Origin of the sequence: Marinobacterium jannaschii DSM 6295 (assembly GCF_000620085.1) — a bacterium.
Classification (GTDB): Bacteria; Pseudomonadota; Gammaproteobacteria; order Pseudomonadales; family Balneatricaceae; genus Pontibacterium; species Pontibacterium jannaschii.
The window spans coordinates 34,380-49,292 of the sequence record NZ_JHVJ01000025.1 but is presented as its reverse complement, the minus strand read 5'-3'; the positions used below and the strand labels follow the sequence as shown (position 1 = coordinate 49,292).

17 protein-coding genes are annotated in these 14,913 nt (G+C 56.3%); 10 read left to right on the top strand and 7 right to left on the bottom strand.

Translation table 11 applies throughout. The features are described 5' to 3' along the window. Nucleotides 1–142: 142 nt before the first annotated feature. From argB to coaBC, 4 genes are all read right to left on the bottom strand, one after another. Complete coding sequence (argB, locus tag Q354_RS0112745) at nt 143–1,042, bottom strand: acetylglutamate kinase (protein ID WP_027857944.1); 900 nt, start codon at nt 1,040–1,042, stop codon at nt 143–145. A gap of 63 nt (nt 1,043–1,105) precedes the next feature. After that, entirely contained in the window at nt 1,106–2,494 is a 1,389-nt protein-coding gene (locus Q354_RS0112740; RefSeq protein ID WP_027857943.1) for a phosphomannomutase/phosphoglucomutase, read from the bottom strand. A 28-nt stretch (nt 2,495–2,522) separates the two neighbouring features. Then, nucleotides 2,523–2,978, bottom strand: coding sequence for a dUTP diphosphatase (dut, locus tag Q354_RS0112735; protein ID WP_027857942.1), 456 nt, complete (start codon nt 2,976–2,978; stop codon nt 2,523–2,525). Next, a complete protein-coding gene (gene coaBC / locus Q354_RS0112730; RefSeq protein ID WP_027857941.1) occupies nt 2,975–4,183 on the bottom strand; it encodes a bifunctional phosphopantothenoylcysteine decarboxylase/phosphopantothenate--cysteine ligase CoaBC in 1,209 nt (402 codons plus the stop codon). The genes dut and coaBC overlap by 4 nt, the downstream gene beginning before the upstream one ends. A 190-nt stretch (nt 4,184–4,373) precedes the next feature. Here coaBC and radC point away from each other — a divergent pair, with 190 nt between their 5' ends. The 4 genes from radC (at nt 4,374) to Q354_RS0112710 (ending at nt 6,136) form a co-directional block, all read left to right on the top strand. Continuing rightward, complete coding sequence (gene radC / locus Q354_RS0112725; RefSeq protein ID WP_027857940.1) at nt 4,374–5,048, top strand: RadC family protein; 675 nt, start codon at nt 4,374–4,376, stop codon at nt 5,046–5,048. 243 nt (nt 5,049–5,291) lie between these two features. Continuing rightward, complete coding sequence (gene rpmB, locus Q354_RS0112720; protein ID WP_027857939.1) at nt 5,292–5,528, top strand: 50S ribosomal protein L28; 237 nt, start codon at nt 5,292–5,294, stop codon at nt 5,526–5,528. A gap of 11 nt (nt 5,529–5,539) precedes the next feature. Next, entirely contained in the window at nt 5,540–5,707 is a 168-nt protein-coding gene (gene rpmG, locus Q354_RS0112715) for a 50S ribosomal protein L33 (RefSeq protein WP_027857938.1), read from the top strand. Between the two features lie 84 nt (nt 5,708–5,791). Further along, complete coding sequence (locus tag Q354_RS0112710) at nt 5,792–6,136, top strand: 5-carboxymethyl-2-hydroxymuconate Delta-isomerase (protein ID WP_027857937.1); 345 nt, start codon at nt 5,792–5,794, stop codon at nt 6,134–6,136. Here the strand turns inward: Q354_RS0112710 and Q354_RS0112705 are convergent. Continuing rightward, nucleotides 6,129–6,899, bottom strand: coding sequence for a creatininase family protein (locus tag Q354_RS0112705; protein WP_027857936.1), 771 nt, complete (start codon nt 6,897–6,899; stop codon nt 6,129–6,131). The genes Q354_RS0112710 and Q354_RS0112705 overlap by 8 nt on opposite strands. 127 nt (nt 6,900–7,026) lie before the next feature. Continuing rightward, nucleotides 7,027–7,518, bottom strand: coding sequence for a GreA/GreB family elongation factor (locus tag Q354_RS0112700; protein ID WP_027857935.1), 492 nt, complete (start codon nt 7,516–7,518; stop codon nt 7,027–7,029). Nucleotides 7,519–7,853: 335 nt separating this feature from the next. Here Q354_RS0112700 and Q354_RS25635 point away from each other — a divergent pair, with 335 nt between their 5' ends. Beyond that, complete coding sequence (locus tag Q354_RS25635) at nt 7,854–8,984, top strand: acyltransferase family protein (protein ID WP_169828886.1); 1,131 nt, start codon at nt 7,854–7,856, stop codon at nt 8,982–8,984. Here Q354_RS25635 and Q354_RS0112690 read toward each other — a convergent pair. Further along, entirely contained in the window at nt 8,908–10,299 is a 1,392-nt protein-coding gene (locus tag Q354_RS0112690; RefSeq protein WP_027857934.1) for an aminotransferase-like domain-containing protein, read from the bottom strand. The two genes, Q354_RS25635 and Q354_RS0112690, sit on opposite strands and share 77 nt — an antisense overlap. A gap of 161 nt (nt 10,300–10,460) precedes the next feature. On the opposite strand from Q354_RS0112690, the gene Q354_RS0112685 reads away from it, so the two are divergent. From Q354_RS0112685 to Q354_RS0112665, 5 genes are all read left to right on the top strand, one after another. Next, nucleotides 10,461–11,345: a DMT family transporter gene (locus Q354_RS0112685; RefSeq protein ID WP_027857933.1), complete on the top strand. Its 885-nt coding sequence runs from the start codon at nt 10,461–10,463 to the stop codon at nt 11,343–11,345. 77 nt (nt 11,346–11,422) lie between these two features. Continuing rightward, nucleotides 11,423–12,235, top strand: coding sequence for a bifunctional DNA-formamidopyrimidine glycosylase/DNA-(apurinic or apyrimidinic site) lyase (mutM, locus tag Q354_RS0112680; protein ID WP_027857932.1), 813 nt, complete (start codon nt 11,423–11,425; stop codon nt 12,233–12,235). A gap of 4 nt (nt 12,236–12,239) precedes the next feature. Further along, nucleotides 12,240–13,151: an alpha/beta hydrolase gene (locus Q354_RS0112675; RefSeq protein ID WP_027857931.1), complete on the top strand. Its 912-nt coding sequence runs from the start codon at nt 12,240–12,242 to the stop codon at nt 13,149–13,151. Between the two features lie 184 nt (nt 13,152–13,335). Further along, nucleotides 13,336–13,767 (top strand): phosphatase PAP2 family protein, encoded by a 432-nt coding sequence (locus Q354_RS0112670; RefSeq protein ID WP_245601040.1) that lies wholly within the window; start codon nt 13,336–13,338, stop codon nt 13,765–13,767. Beyond that, entirely contained in the window at nt 13,767–14,828 is a 1,062-nt protein-coding gene (locus tag Q354_RS0112665) for an MJ1255/VC2487 family glycosyltransferase (protein ID WP_027857929.1), read from the top strand. Before Q354_RS0112670 ends, Q354_RS0112665 begins: the two co-directional genes overlap by 1 nt. Nucleotides 14,829–14,913 lie beyond the last annotated feature (85 nt).

The window sequence follows — 14,913 nt, the reverse complement described above, 5'->3', positions numbered from 1 at the left end:
GTGGACTGGCGATGTTACTGCTGTGTTGGAAAGTCGGTTGCTTTCCGGCAAGCCGTTAACTGAATAAGGTCAGGCTAACGGCTTGCCAGCGGTTTTCTTGAGGGACCTGGCGACTCCGGCCTGGCCCCGTCGACTGTTGCTGCTAACCGCGATTGGTGATCAGGGTACCGACGCCTTCGTCGGTAAAGATCTCCAGCATGCAGGAGTGGGCAACCCGGCCGTCGATGATATGGGCACTGTTGACCCCGGATTTCACCGCACTCAGGGCGCAACCGATCTTCGGCAGCATGCCGCCATAGATAGTGCCGTCTTCGATCAGGCCATCAACCTGCTCGGTGGACAGGCCGGTGAGGACATTGCCATCCTTATCCATCAGGCCGGTGATGTTGGTCAGCAGGATCAGTTTTTCGGCCTGCATCACTTCAGCGATCTTGCCGGCTACCAGGTCGGCATTGATGTTGTAGGAGACGCCTTCCTTATCGACCCCGATTGGCGCGATCACCGGGATAAAGTCAGATTTTTCCAGCATGTTCAGTACTGAAACGTTGACACTCTCGACTTCGCCCACGTGGCCGATATCGATGATCTCGGGCGCTTCCATTTCCGGGGTTTTGTGACGGACTTTGAGCTTTTTGGCTCGCAGCAGCGGACCGTCTTTACCCGTCAGGCCAATTGCATTACCGCCGTTGCGGTTGATCAGGCCGACGATATCCTTGTTGACCATGCCGCCCAGCACCATCTCGACCACATCCATGGTCTTCTCATCCGTGACGCGCATGCCATTGATAAAGTGGGATTCGATGCTGAGTTTTTCCAGCAGGTCACCGATCTGCGGGCCGCCACCGTGTACCACGATGGGGTTCAGGCCGATCAGCTTCATCATCACGATGTCACGGGCAAAGCTGTTTTTCAGCTTCTCGTCGATCATGGCGTTGCCGCCATACTTGATGACGATGGTTTTATCCTGGAACTGCTGGATATAGGGCATTGCTTCGCTGAGAACTTCAGCGGTAGTCATCGCCTGTTTGCGAGTCAGAGGCATCTCTAATCCTTATTTTTTCTTATATCAGGCCCCGTGGTGACAGGGCCTGCCTTCTGTCGTTATTTATTCGTGCGGGATGTTCAGGTTGGCATCCACGGCATGCAGCTTCTGCTGGAAGTCACTGCGGATACGCTCCAGTACTGGTGCCGATTCCGCTTCAAAGCGCAGTACCAGTACCGGTGTGGTATTCGAGGCGCGTACCAGTCCCCAGCCATCCGGGTAGTCGACACGCACGCCGTCGATTCGGTTGACTTCGCCGCCGCTGAACTCCTGCTGTTGCAGGGCTTCGATGATGCCGAACTTGTTCTCTTCGGTAACTTCGATATTCAGTTCAGGCGTGCTGACATCTTCCGGATACTTGCTGAACAGGGCGTCAGCGTCTTCGTCACGCTTGGCCAGAATTTCCAGCAGCCGGGCTGCGGCGTACATGCCGTCGTCAAAGCCGAACCAGCGCTCTTTGAAAAAGATATGGCCGCTCATCTCGCCTGCCAGCAGGGCACCACACTCTTTCATCTTGTGTTTAATCAGGGAGTGGCCGGTTTTCCACATGGTGGCGGTGCCACCGGCATTGCGGATCACCTGGGCCAGCAGGCGGGAACATTTCACGTCGAAGATGATTTCGGCGCCCGGGTTGCGTTCAATGATATCTTCGGCAAACAGCATCATGACCCGGTCCGGATAGATCATCTTGCCCTGAGGAGTGATCACGCCGACGCGGTCGCCATCGCCGTCAAAGGCCAGGCCCAGATCCGCACCGGTTTCCTTAACTTTGGCGATCGCATCGACCAGGTTTTTGGGTTTACCCGGATCAGGATGGTGGTTGGGGAAAGTGCCATCCACATCGCAATACAGCGGAATCACTTCGCAGCCCAGTTTCTCAAGCAGGCCCGGTGCTACATCGCCCGGAATGCCATTACCGCAGTCCACCACTACTTTCAGCGGACGTGCCAGCTGGATATCACCACTGATGTGCTCGACATACTGGGCGCGGATATCGGCGGAGCTGCGCTTGCCTTTACCTTCAGTGTAATCCTGATCAATGATGCGTTGCTTCAGCTGCTGGATATCATCACCCGAAAGGGTGTGGCCGGCGATCATCATCTTAAAGCCGTTGTAGTTGGCGGGGTTGTGACTGCCGGTGATCATCACGCCGGTGCATTGCTGGTCGTGGTTGGCGGCGAAATAGAGGATCGGGGTGGATACCGCGCCGATATCGTTCACATCGCAACCGCCATCCTGCAGGCCTTCGCTGAGGAAGCGCTTCATGCGCGGGCTGGACAGGCGGCCATCGGCACCGACATTGACACGGCTGACGCCCTGGCTTTTAGCCTGGGCGGCAAAAGCACGGCCCAGATGGTATACGGTGTCGTCGGTCAGGGCTTCGCCCACAATGCCGCGGATGTCATAGGCGCGGAAGATCGCCTGGTCCAGATTTGTCAGTGGATAACGCATAATCAATGTCCTTAAATATAAAACGTGTTTAATGACGTCCGGAGGAGCCAAAGCCGCCGTCGCCGCGATCGCTGTCGCTGAATTCGCTGACGACTTCAAAATCTGCCTGAACCACGGGCACCAGCACCAGCTGGGCAATCCGTTCGCCCGGCTCTACGCTAAATGTGCTCTGTCCGCGGTTCCAGCAGGATACAAAAAGCTGTCCCTGGTAATCGGAATCGATCAGGCCAACCAGATTACCCAGTACGATGCCATGCTTGTGACCGAGCCCGGAACGGGGCAGGATCATGGCGCACAGGGCTGGATCTTCAATATGGATTGCCATGCCGGTCGGGATCAGTTCGGTCTGGCCCGGCTCCAGTGTCAGGGGCTGGTCAAGGCAGGCGCGCAGGTCCAGCCCGGCAGAGCCGGCTGTAGCATATTCAGGTAGCGGGAATTCACGGCCGATGCGTGAATCCAGCAGTTTTACCTGTAATTTCTTCATTGGCTATTCCGGTTGTATTCACTGGCGATCAGTTCGATCAGCTGATTGGCCAGCTGGCGTTTCGATGTCTGAGGCAGGGGCTGGTCCTGATCGGCACTGATGACGGTCACAGCGTTTTCGTCGCTGTTAAAGCCAATGTCACTGCGCGAAACATCATTGGCAACGATCAGGTTAAGGTTTTTGCGTTGCAGTTTATCGCGGGCGTAGGCCAGAACGTCCTGCGTCTCTGCGGCAAACCCAACGGTAAAGGGCTTATCGGGCCGGGCGGCAACGGTGGCGACGATATCCGGATTTTTTACCAGATGCAGCTCCATCACCTCCTCTTTGCCCTTCTTCATCTTGTGTTCGGCTACCGCAGTAGGACGGTAGTCGGCCACCGCGGCGGAGGCGATAAAGATGTCGCACTGTTCGATGCCGTCCAGGGAGGCGTCGAGCATATCCCGGGCGGTTTGTACCATGACCCTTTGCAACCGCTCCGGAGCGGCAAGGTTGACCGGGCCGCTGATCAGTTTCACCCGGGCACCGGCATCGACGGCGGCCTGGGCCAGTGAATAGCCCATCTTTCCGGAGCTGTGGTTGGAGATATAGCGCACCGGGTCAAGCGGCTCGCGGGTGGGGCCAGCGGTAATAAAGACAGTCTTGCCGCTCAGGGCGCCACTGGAAAACTGCTCGGCGCACAGCTGTGCCAGCTCTGCCGGTTCCAGCATCCGCCCCGGACCGGTGTCGCCGCAGGCCTGTTCGCCAGTACCCGGGCCAAACAGTTTAATACCGCGCTGCTGCAGTTTGTCAGCATTGGCCTGGGTTGCGATGTCGCGCCACATCGCCTGGTTCATTGCCGGTGCCAGACAGATCGGTGCATCGGTTGCCAGGCAGAGGGTGGTCAGCAGATCATTGCCCTGTCCTGATTCCAGGCGCGCCATAAAGTCGGCGCTGGCCGGGGCAATCAGGATCAGGTCGGCCCATTTTGCCAGTTCTATATGACCCATGCCGGCTTCTGCCTCGGGGTCCAGCAACTGATGGTGTACCGGGTTGCCGGACAGTGCCTGCATGGTCAGCGGGGTAATGAATTCGGTGGCGGCCGGGGTCATCACGACCCGTACATCGGCGCCGGCGCCTTTTAGCAGGCGGGTAAGCTCAGCACATTTGTAAGCGGCAATGCCGCCGGTGATGCCGAGAATAATCTGACGGTTAGTAAGTCGCTGCATACCCTAAAGTCACGATGGCTGTTGATCTGAGAGGGCGGGGCTATGGTCACCGAAGTACAGAATGATCTGTATCAGGACAGCACCTGCCGGGTGGCATAAGATACCATCTCAGTGCTTTTTTGTCGTAGATTAGTGACAGCATTAAATAAGGCTACGGATTAGCCGGACGGATAGGAACAGGGAGAGTGATATGGCGATACGAGACTGGCCGGAGGGGGAGAGGCCCCGGGAGAAACTGCTGCTGATGGGGCCTCAGAGCCTGTCGGATGCCGAGCTGTTGGCGATCTTCCTGCGCACCGGTGTCAGTGGCAAAAGTGCGGTGGATCTTGCCCGGGAGCTATTACAGAGTTTCGGAGGGCTGCGCGAGTTGCTGGAGAGTGACCGCCAGACATTTTGTGCAGGGCATGGCCTGGGCGATGCCAAATTCACTCAGCTACAGGCCGTGCTGGAGATGGGGCGGCGCCATCTGCAGGCCACGCTGGAACGGGGCGGTGCGCTGGAGAGCCCCGATGCGGTGCGTCAGTACCTGAGTACCCGACTCAGGCATCGTCAGCGGGAGGTGTTTGCCTGCCTGTTGCTGGATAACCGCCATCGTGTGATCAGCTATGAAGAGCTGTTTTTCGGCACCATCGACGCTGCCAGCGTCTATCCCCGGGAAGTGGTGAAAAAAGCCCTGGAGCAGAATGCCGCCGCGCTGATCCTGGCCCATAACCATCCCTCCGGGGTGGCCGAACCCAGCCGGGCAGACCGGCAGATTACCGATCGCCTGATGAAGGCCCTGCAGACGGTGGATATCAGGGTGCTGGACCATATGGTGGTAGGGGATGCCGAGGTGATCTCGTTTGCCGAAAGGGGATGGATCTGAACCGGACAAGGCGCGAACCATAAACAGCATTTTGTGGCTGGTTTAAACTTGAGTTTCCCGGCCTGAGTCTGTATGATCTCGCACCTTCTATCCGCACTCCGGTATGGTATCCTGTCCATTATTTGTTTGGGACGCTCCGCCTGACGTGCAGCTAACGGCCTGAGAGTGCAGGGCGACAAATGGCTGCATCTATAAATACGATGGATAGAAGTAAACGTAACCCTTACATAAAAGGTTTTTACTATGTCTAAAGTTTGCATGGTAACCGGCAAGCGTCCGGTAACCGGGAACAACGTTTCCCACTCTAACCGCAAGACTCGTCGTCGTTTCCTGCCTAACCTGCACTGGCACCGTTTCTGGGTAGAGAGCGAGCAGAAGTTCGTTCGTCTGCGTGTATCTTCTAAAGGTATGCGTATCATCGACAAAAAAGGTATCGACTCAGTTCTGACTGAAGTTCGTGCCAACGGTATCAAGGTATAAGGAGCTAGATCATGGCTAAAGGCGCACGCGATAAAATCAAACTGGTTTCTTCTGCTGGTACTGGTCACTTCTACACCACAGACAAGAACAAGCGTAACACTCCAGACAAACTGGTCTTCAAAAAGTATGACCCAGTAGTGCGTAAGCACGTGGAGTACAAAGAAGCTAAAATCAAGTAATTGGTTCTGGCTTAAGAAAAACCCGGCATTGTCCGGGTTTTTTTGTGCCTGAATGTTTTAGGAAAGAGACAGGAAGTTAGCAACATGCCTCATTGTGTTATCGAATATGCCCGCTCGCTGGCTGACAAGTGTGATCTGAGTGAGTTGCTGAGGCGCGTGCATCAGGCTGCCTTCGATAGTGGTCTGTTCGGTCTGGAAGATATCAAAACCCGTGCCCTGGCAGTGGACCACTATCTGACCGGCAGCGGACATGCTGAGTTTGTTCATATTAATCTGAAGATCCTCAGTGGCCGCAGTGCTGAGCAGAAGCAGCAGCTAAGTCAACGGGTGCTCGGTGCGGCGGTTTCGTTCCTCGGTGACCTGATTGCCAGTTGTTCGGTTGAGGTGAGTGATATGGATCGGGCCAGTTACGCAAAGAAAGTCAGCTGAGGTAACGCTCTGCCGGTGGTGCCGGATGCCAGCCGGGCTGGCTGAACGCCCTGAGCTGGCGGCGGATTCGCTCGGCAAGCTGCAGCAACACCACACGGCCCTTTTCCGCCGTTGCCAGCGTGGCGTCACCGAAGATCCCGCTGGGCGAGTAGAAGCCGTTCTGCTCCGGCTGGCGTCTGAAAGGACCGCTCTGTTTACCGTCCCGGCCATATTCACAACAGGCCAGTTCCATCCTGACCCGTTCCGGTGCTATATAGAGCATCATCGAGGTTTCGATCTCATCGGCATGGCTGCCGCAACGTTGTTCCGCAATCGGGGCCTCAATATCCGGCAGCAGCTCCAGCAGGTCGCTGTAAAGTATCTCGATATGCTGTTGCTGCAATTTCAGGCGCAGTGGCTCTAATACCCAGTTGGTGCTGATACCGGTGTTCAGGAAATAGAAGCGCCGGGCGCCGTGAGTGCTCAGTGCCTGCAGATACTCTTCCAGCATCAGGCCGGCGCAATGCTTACTCAGGCTGACGGTGCCGGGATAATCGGTAAAGGCGGGGAAGAAGCTGAGGCCGATGGGTGGGGTGATCAACAGGTTTTGCAGCGCTGATAACTGCCCTGTGAGGTAGTCGGCCAGTAGCCAGTCGGTATTGAGAGGCAGGTGATGACCGTGCTCTTTCAGTTGCGCGCCCAGTGGTATCACCACGCAGGCCGATTCAGTCAGGGCATTGGCTGCTTCGGGCCAGCTGAGCTGTTCGAGATAGCGGTTTTCCATCCCCCCAGTTTAGGCTGGCTGCAGATATTTTGCGTAAGGTAACTGTCTGCCTGCTAATCGTTGCTATGATCTGGCATCCGGGGGATTTTATGGCGGGCATTGCCTACCTCAGTGGCTGCCGGCATTCCTAGGGCCGGATTTCCGTGATCTCGATCTCTTCGCTGTGGTGTGGCTTCTGCCATAGCACCTGGTCACCGGCCTGCTTCCCCAGCAGTGCATTCGCCAGCGGTGAACGCCAGCTTATCCGCTTGTTTGCGATATCGGCTTCATCTTCGCCGACGATGCGATAGCTGTGCTGCTGATCCTGCTCATCGATAAAACTGATCTCGCAGCCAAATATCACCCGGCTCGGTGCTGATGTTGCCGGTTCGACCTGAATGGCGCTGGCAACCCGGGACCGGTAGTAGTTCAGGTCTCGCTGGATCACTGCCTGTCGTGTCAGGGATGTCAGCGATAGATCGGCTTTAAGTGTGTGCAACTCATGATCCAGCGCAGCGACCTGCTGCACCATTGTCCGGTAGCCTGTGGCGGTCATGTAGTTGGGGTGAGGGCTTACAGGACGTTCCGGCAACTGCTCCGGTTGATCTCCCGAATCCTCTTTGACGAAAGCGCGGCTCATCGAATACTCCAAAATGCTTACGTTAAAGCTTCCCGGTGTGGATCTGAAGAGCCAGTGCGCACAGCGCTAGCAAGAGGTCGCTTATCCGATAGTATCAGTGCGGGAGTGGCGTGCCGGGTATGCCATGGTGCAAACGGACTAAGGCTAAAGTCTGGATATTTTTTAAAACGGATGTTTCAAAAAATATAAGTAAAATTAGTGACTTATTTGTTAATTGAAACTATATACTGTCAGTGTGAGGTTTCAGAATGCTGTGCTAAGGATAAGGCGCAGTACGGTAGGAGTGGCAGCGGCACAGGGAGTGATAAGTCCCCTGTATGGATAGGGGGTCGTCTGTGATTCAGAAAAGGATCGGGGGAATACAGTTTCTCAGGGCCTTTGCAGCTCTGTTGGTAGTCTATTTCCACAGCGCGAATCAGGTTGCAGCCTATGATCTGTATTTGCCGAATATCGGCGAGCAGGGTGTTGATCTGTTCTTTGTGATCTCCGGCTTTATTATGGTGCTGGTTACATCCCGGCCGACTTCGCCTGTAACATTCCTGAAAGACCGCATCCGCCGGGTTGTGCCCCTTTACTGGTTCTTTACTGTGGTCATGGCCGCCGCGCTTTGGTTGTTACCTGATGCCTTTAAGAATGCGGTACTTGATCCGGTGGCCCTGGTTGAAAGTTTGCTATTCATTCCTGCCTACCACCCGGTATTTACCAATCAGGTCTGGCCGGTACTTATACCGGGCTGGTCACTGCATTACGAAGTCTATTTTTATCTGCTGTTCGCTATTGGCTTGCTGTTGCCCCGCCAACTGATCTGGCTCTGGATGAGTGCGGCTCTGAGTGTGATCTGGCTGCTGGCAAACCTGATGCCTGCATCCTACGCCTGGGCCGGGTTTCTGGGTAACAGCATTGTTTTCGAGTTCCTGCTGGGAATGGGAATCGCCTGGATCTATCTGAGTGGTGTCCGGACTGGCCAGATGTTTGCGTGGCCCCTGATGGGAGTCTCATTATTACTACTGCTGATCCCCAATGAGCTGCCAAGAGTCATTGGCTGGGGTGTCCCGGCAGCTGCCTTGTTCTGGTCGGTACTGAACCTCAGGTTGCCGGAGAGTCGTCTGGTGCAGCACCTTGGCGATTGTTCCTATTCGCTGTACCTCAGTCACCTCTTCGTGCTGGGTGTCTGCGCAAAACTGCTACCGCCGCTTCTGGGGGACGGCCTGCTGGCTGCGGTTGCCTTCGTAGTGCTGTCGCTGTTGCTGGCTCAGCTGGTGGCTGTGGCTGTGCATCACCTGATCGATCAGGCGTTGCTGCGGCCTGCGCGCTGGCAGTACCTGGTCTATCAGGCTGCATTCTGGCTGCGGGGCGGGGAGCGCCAATCCGTGATGGCCACTGCCGGGCTCAGCCCGAAATCAGCCCCGCCAGGGTCGAAACTGCCGCGGGAAAAAGCGCGTCTTCCGCGTAACTCGCGTAGTTGAGCCGGATATAGTTCTGGTACTGGCCGCTGCTGGAGAACAGGCTTCCCGGCGTTATGCTGATACCCGCCTGGCGGGCTTGGTGAAACAGTACCTCGCCATCCAGGTGATAAGGCAGCTGAATCCAGCATAAATAGCCTCCCTCTCCGCTATAAATCACAGACTCCCTGGGCCAGCACTTGTCCAGTTGCTCTAACATAAGCTCCCGCCTCTGGCGGTAGGTTCTGCGTATTGAGCGCAGGTGCCTTTCATAGTGCCTGCCAGATAGAAATTCGGCGGCCGCCAACTGCGCGGTACCGTTGGAGGCCATGCTGGTGACATACTTCAGGTAGTTGATCTTCTCGTAATAGCGCCCCGGTAATGTCCATCCCAGCCTGGTGGCTGCATCCAGTGTTTTTGAAAGCGAGCTGCAGAGTATCACCCGTCCATCCGAGTCAAAGGCTTTGATGGGAAGGACCCGGGTTCCCTGATGTTGCAGGTCGCCGAAAACATCATCTTCAATCACCGGCAGGTCGTAGGTGGCGGTGATCTCCAGCAACTTACGCCTGTTCTCTTCCGGCATGCAGAAGCCGAGTGGATTATTAAAGCCGGGATTAAGCATGATGGCGCTGACCGGCCAGCTCTCCAATGCCTGTTGCAGCAGCGGCAGGCTGATCCCGCTGCCCGGGTCTGAAGGGATCTCCAGTGCCTTGAGGCCCAGCGCTTCGATGCACTGCAGGGTGCCATAGAAACTGGGCGATTCGACGATGACGGTATCACCGGGCTGAGCGACCGCTCGCAGAGCCAGGCTGACCGCTTCCTGGGCACCGCTGGTAACGATCACGTCATCGGCCTCAAGTTTCATGTAATCGCTATAGCGTCGTGCCAGCTGTTGCCGCAACCCTGCATCGCCCGGCGTCGCGATATAGGGGCTGAGGCGACAGCTGCGGGCTGCTTCCCGCCGGGCCTGCCTGGCCAGCTCATTATAGAAGCGGGCCCGGGCAGGAAAGCTGCCGGCCGGGTTTGCACTGCCCAGGGGGATCAGCTCAGGCAGGCTGGCATCGTGGATAATTCTCAGAGGCAGAGAGCCGAGCTTGACGCTGCGCGGCTTCAGATTGCTTCCGTTCGTTATGCGGCGACGGACAAAGTAGCCCCGGCGCAGGCGCGGCTCAATCAGTCCCAGGTCCTCCAGCAGGTTATAGGCACGGATTGCCGTATTTCGGCTAACCTGGCGGGATTCGCTGAGCAGGCGGATGGAAGGCAGGGCGTCTCCAGGCCTGAGCTGCTGTTTCTCTATCTGTTGCTGGATCGACTGGGCGAGCTGCTGATATTTCTTCATGGGTACAGGCTAGTGTTTTTTCACCATTTTGGTCAAAGTAAAACTTTCTGTACCCTGTTTTTTACCCCGGTTTTGTATCTTTTTAGGCATTATGTTTCGTCCTAGCCTAGAGCTTCTGTGAATCAGTCTTTCAGGTTTTAAACCTGACTCAGGAGATGGCTATGGTGGTGACTCAATCCCGGCTGGTGGCGCTGGTACCTTTTATATTTGTGTTGTTGTGGAGTACCGGCTTTATCGGGGCTAAATATGCGTTGCCCTATATCGAGCCATTTAACCTGCTATTTATCCGGATGCTCGCCAATCTGGCCGTGTTTGCGCTGCTGATCAGAATCTTTCGGGCGCGCTCGCTTTCGCCTGCCCAGGCGATGCATCAGATGGTCGTGGGGCTGCTGGTGCATGCCGGCTATCTTGGCGGCGTGTTTGCCGCCATCAAGCTTGATATGCCTGCCGGGATAGCCGCCCTGCTGGTTGGGCTGCAGCCATTGCTGACAGCGCTGATCGCCTGGAGGGCATTCTCTGAGCGGCTGCGGTCACTGCAGTGGTTCGGCATGCTGCTGGGGATTGTGGGGGTGGTGGCGGTGTTGCACGGCAATGGCAAGCTGGGGCTGTTTGAGTTTAATGGCTATGCTTTTTCCGCCGCGATGGTGGCGTTGTTTGCTATCTCAATCGGCACGCTGTACCAGAAACGTTTTGGTGCCGGCAGTGACCTCCTCACCGGCTCTTTCTACCAGTATCTGTCGACGGCGGTGGTGATGGGGCTTGTCAGCTACGGGTTTGAAACTGGTGATGTAGACTGGCAGGTGCCGCTGATCCTTTCCCTGGCCTGGTTGGTATTCGGTCTCTCTGTGGCGGCAATACTGTTGCTGCTCTATATGATTCGCGAAGGAGAGTCATCCCGGGTGGCGGCCTACTTCTATCTGGTGCCACCGGCCACGGCGATTGAGGCCTGGTTGCTGTTCGATGAAACGTTCAGCCTGCAGGCGTTGCTGGGGGTAGCCATCACCGTCGCCGGTGTATATATGGTGCTGCGACCACGACGGCACTAGCGTGGTGATCTGCTGACCGGTAATTGCGGTACTATAGTCACTATCGTTCGCCATTATCTTTGCTCTGAAGACTGACAATGCCTGAGTTACCTGAAGTAGAAACCACCCGGCGGGGTATTGAGCCTCATGTTGTAAATCGCACAATCACCCGCTTGAAGGTGCGGCAGCCGCGCTTACGCTGGCCGGTTCCGTTGGAGCTGGGGGAGATTCTTCCCGGTTGTGCGGTTGCGGCGGTCAGTCGTCGGGGCAAGTATCTGCTGCTGAGCGTGGCGGGCGGCGATCTGATGATTCATCTGGGTATGTCCGGCAGCCTGCGTATCGTCGATCAGCTCAAAGAGCCGGGCAAGCACGACCACCTCGATATCTGTCTGAATGACGGGCGGGCATTGCGTCTGACAGATCCCCGTCGCTTTGGCGCCGTGCTCTGGCAACCTGCTGGTGAGCAGCATGCGCTGTTAAGTCATCTGGGACCGGAACCCCTGACTGACGACTTCAATGCCACCTATCTGAAAGCCTGCTGTGAAGGACGCCGGACGGCAATCAAGCAGCTGGTAATGGATAGCAAGGTGGTTGTGGGAGTGGGAAATATCTATGCCAATGAAGCTCTGTTCGCCGCAGGGATTCATCCTAAGCGACGTGCCGGCAATATCTCGCTGGAGCGCCTGAGCATCCTGGTCGAAGAGATTAAGCGGGTACTTGCGGCTGCGATAGAGCAGGGCGGGACCACGCTGAAGGATTTTGTCGGCGGAGATGGTAAACCCGGCTATTTTGCGCAAAAGTTGCAGGTTTACGGTCGCGGGCGCGCGCCATGTGTGCAATGCTTGGAGCCTCTTAAAGAAATCCGGCTGGGGCAACGCTCAACCGTTTTCTGTAGCCACTGCCAAAGGTAGCACAATGAATCAGGCGTTATCAGGACGAATTAACGCAGAACCGGAGCAGCGGCAACGCTTGCGTAAGAAGCTCGGTATCGAGACTTATCTGCAGCAACGCCAGTGTATGACTGTAATGGAGGACAGCATCCACTGTGAACTCTATCACTTTGATGATGATGCTCCGACGCTGCTGTTTCTGCCGGGGATTGGAACTTACAGTGAGCTATACGCGGAGTTGTTGGCGCGACTGAGCCAGCGAGGCTTTAATCTGGTGGCGATTGATCCACCCGGACATGGCTACTCTGGCGGTCCCCGCGGTTACTACACTATCGAATCTGTTCAGGCGGCTGTATCAGCGGTCATCGATCGCCTGGAGCCTCGTTATCAGGGGCCTTTCGGAATATTTGGCTTTTCGATTGGCGCGACACAGGCGCTGGCTGCTGCCGAGAACGATGCGCGCCTGAAAGTACTGCTTTGCGGTACTCTTCTATTACCCGATATTCCTCCCGACCTGATCCATCAGATGGGGTGGAGCTGGACCTGGTCGGGCTCGTTGTTCTTTCCGGGGCTGAAAGTACCGTTAAGAACCCTGGTTGATTTTGATCGCTTGCTGAGCGGCCACCCGGCGGGGGATGAGATTAATCGCGATCCGCTGATCGTATTTGATTACCCGCTCAGTACATTGTCGAGCGTATTCACCTACCACAGTCAGGTGGTGACAACGTCGCTTGGATTTCAGGCGGCAATATTGCACGGTGGCAGGGACGAGGTATTGCCGTTCAGCTACAGCCAGCGCTTAGTGGCCTCGCTGCGGCATCCGTTTAAACTGATGTCGATTCCCCGGGCGGGTCATATGACGCCCTGGCTGCGGCCAGAGTGTATGGTGGATATTGCAGACCAGTGGTTGCAGAGCGCGTTCGCAGATTGTAATTAAAGCTTAAGAGCCGGTTCACCCGCCTGTCACGTAAAAAAAACACCATTACAGGTAGTCAATCTGCCTGAAAAGGGTGGCCGGGATGAACGTACTGCAGCAGAAAATTACACGCTTGGATACCTACGCCTTTAACCTGTGCCTGGGGTACTCTACACGCACATCGCTTTCTTCCTGGAGCCGCTTGATGTCTCGCTTTGGAGACGGTGGCTTCTATCTTCTACTGGGAATCTCCCTGGCACTTTTCGAAGCCGAGGATGGTCAGAGGTTTTTCCTGACCGGCCTGACGGCCTTCGCTATCGAACTGCCGCTCTATCTGGTTTTGAAAAACCTGATCAAGCGGGACCGGCCCTGTGATCGTTTCGATCACTTTGATGCTTTTATCGTGCCTTCCGACAAGTTCAGCTTTCCCTCGGGTCATGCCGCAGCCGCCTTCGTGTTTGCTACCCTGATCAGTCACTTCTATCCGTCTCTGAGCTATCTCAGTTTCGGACTGGCGGCAATGATCGGATCGGCCCGGGTGATGCTGGGGGTTCATTACCCGACTGATATCGTTGCCGGGGCGGTGTTGGGGCTTGCCAGTGCGACCGTCGCGCTGAATCTTTACGGAGTGATCTGATGCGGATCTTGTACGGCGTACAGGCGACAGGGAACGGCCATATCACCCGTGCGCGGGTGATGGCGCCGGCACTGGCGGCGCAGGGCATAGAAGTCGACTACCTGTTCAGTGGACGCAATCCGGATCAGCTGTTCAATATGGAGCCCTTTGGTCACTATCAGACCCGCCAGGGGCTGACGTTTGTGCAGCAGGGCGGGCGAGTGCAGCTGTGGGAGACTCTGCGCAGCAACAACCTGCCTCGCTGCATCGCCGATGCCATGAAGCTGAATCTGAGTGGGTATGATCTGGTAATCACCGATTTCGAGCCGGTCACCGCCTGGGCGGCAAAGCACAGAGGTGTGCCCAGTGTCGGCATTGCCCATCAATATGCGCTGATGCATCGTCTGCCGGGCAATCACAGCCATCGTCTGATGGCGGCGCTGATACAGTTATTTGCCCCGGTCAAAACGGCTATCGGTGTTCACTGGCATCATTTTGATCAGGCGATTCTGCCGCCATTGATACAGCCGCCGTTGTTTGTGCCCGAATACCAGAACGATAAAGTACTGGTTTACCTGCCCACTGACACACTGGAGCTGCTGCGAGAGCGGCTTCAGCCGTTTCAAAGCAATCGCTTTTACATCTATGCGGGGATAGAAAGCCCCATTGATGAAGGTCATCTGCATTTCCGTCCGTTCAGTCGTGAAGGCTTTCAGCGTGACCTGGCCAGTTGCAGCGGCGTTATAACAAATAGCGGGTTTGGCCTCTGCAGTGAGGCGATGCAGTACGGTAAGAAAATCCTTTCCACACCGCTTAAAAATCAGACGGAACAGTTCTCCAATGCCCGCTGCCTGGAGTTTCTGGGCCGCGGTACCGTGATGCCGGAGTACAGTGCCGACTGCCTGAAGCAGTGGCTGGAGATGCCTGAACCCACAGCGCAGCGCTGGCCGGATGTGGCCTCGGTGCTGGCCGCCTGGATAGCGGCCGGGTGCCGGGAAACGGCGGAAGGGTTGGCGCAGGGAATCTGGGGCCAGGATCCCTGCGCTGTTGAAACCGAAATCCCGCAGTCTGAAAGTCGCTGATACCGCGCTACCTGTCGGTACCTCTATTTCAGTGCCTCGCTGCAAGATACTATAGTTGCAGGATTCAGGGCCCGTACCGGGCCCT

Bases quoted from the DNA above. Each gene is read 5' to 3' on its own strand.
- argB (WP_027857944.1), bottom strand. From the start codon at position 1,042: ATGCCTCTGACTCGCAAACAGGCGATGACTACCGCTGAAGTTCTCAGC.
- Q354_RS0112740 (WP_027857943.1), bottom strand. From the start codon at position 2,494: ATGCGTTATCCACTGACAAATCTGGACCAGGCGATCTTCCGCGCCTAT.
- dut (WP_027857942.1), bottom strand. From the start codon at position 2,978: ATGAAGAAATTACAGGTAAAACTGCTGGATTCACGCATCGGCCGTGAA.
- coaBC (WP_027857941.1), bottom strand. From the start codon at position 4,183: ATGCAGCGACTTACTAACCGTCAGATTATTCTCGGCATCACCGGCGGC.
- radC (WP_027857940.1), top strand. From the start codon at position 4,374: ATGGCGATACGAGACTGGCCGGAGGGGGAGAGGCCCCGGGAGAAACTG.
- rpmB (WP_027857939.1), top strand. From the start codon at position 5,292: ATGTCTAAAGTTTGCATGGTAACCGGCAAGCGTCCGGTAACCGGGAAC.
- rpmG (WP_027857938.1), top strand. From the start codon at position 5,540: ATGGCTAAAGGCGCACGCGATAAAATCAAACTGGTTTCTTCTGCTGGT.
- Q354_RS0112710 (WP_027857937.1), top strand. From the start codon at position 5,792: ATGCCTCATTGTGTTATCGAATATGCCCGCTCGCTGGCTGACAAGTGT.
- Q354_RS0112705 (WP_027857936.1), bottom strand. From the start codon at position 6,899: ATGGAAAACCGCTATCTCGAACAGCTCAGCTGGCCCGAAGCAGCCAAT.
- Q354_RS0112700 (WP_027857935.1), bottom strand. From the start codon at position 7,518: ATGAGCCGCGCTTTCGTCAAAGAGGATTCGGGAGATCAACCGGAGCAG.
- Q354_RS0112690 (WP_027857934.1), bottom strand. From the start codon at position 10,299: ATGAAGAAATATCAGCAGCTCGCCCAGTCGATCCAGCAACAGATAGAG.
- Q354_RS0112685 (WP_027857933.1), top strand. From the start codon at position 10,461: ATGGTGGTGACTCAATCCCGGCTGGTGGCGCTGGTACCTTTTATATTT.
- mutM (WP_027857932.1), top strand. From the start codon at position 11,423: ATGCCTGAGTTACCTGAAGTAGAAACCACCCGGCGGGGTATTGAGCCT.
- Q354_RS0112675 (WP_027857931.1), top strand. From the start codon at position 12,240: ATGAATCAGGCGTTATCAGGACGAATTAACGCAGAACCGGAGCAGCGG.
- Q354_RS0112670 (WP_245601040.1), top strand. From the start codon at position 13,336: ATGTCTCGCTTTGGAGACGGTGGCTTCTATCTTCTACTGGGAATCTCC.
- Q354_RS0112665 (WP_027857929.1), top strand. From the start codon at position 13,767: ATGCGGATCTTGTACGGCGTACAGGCGACAGGGAACGGCCATATCACC.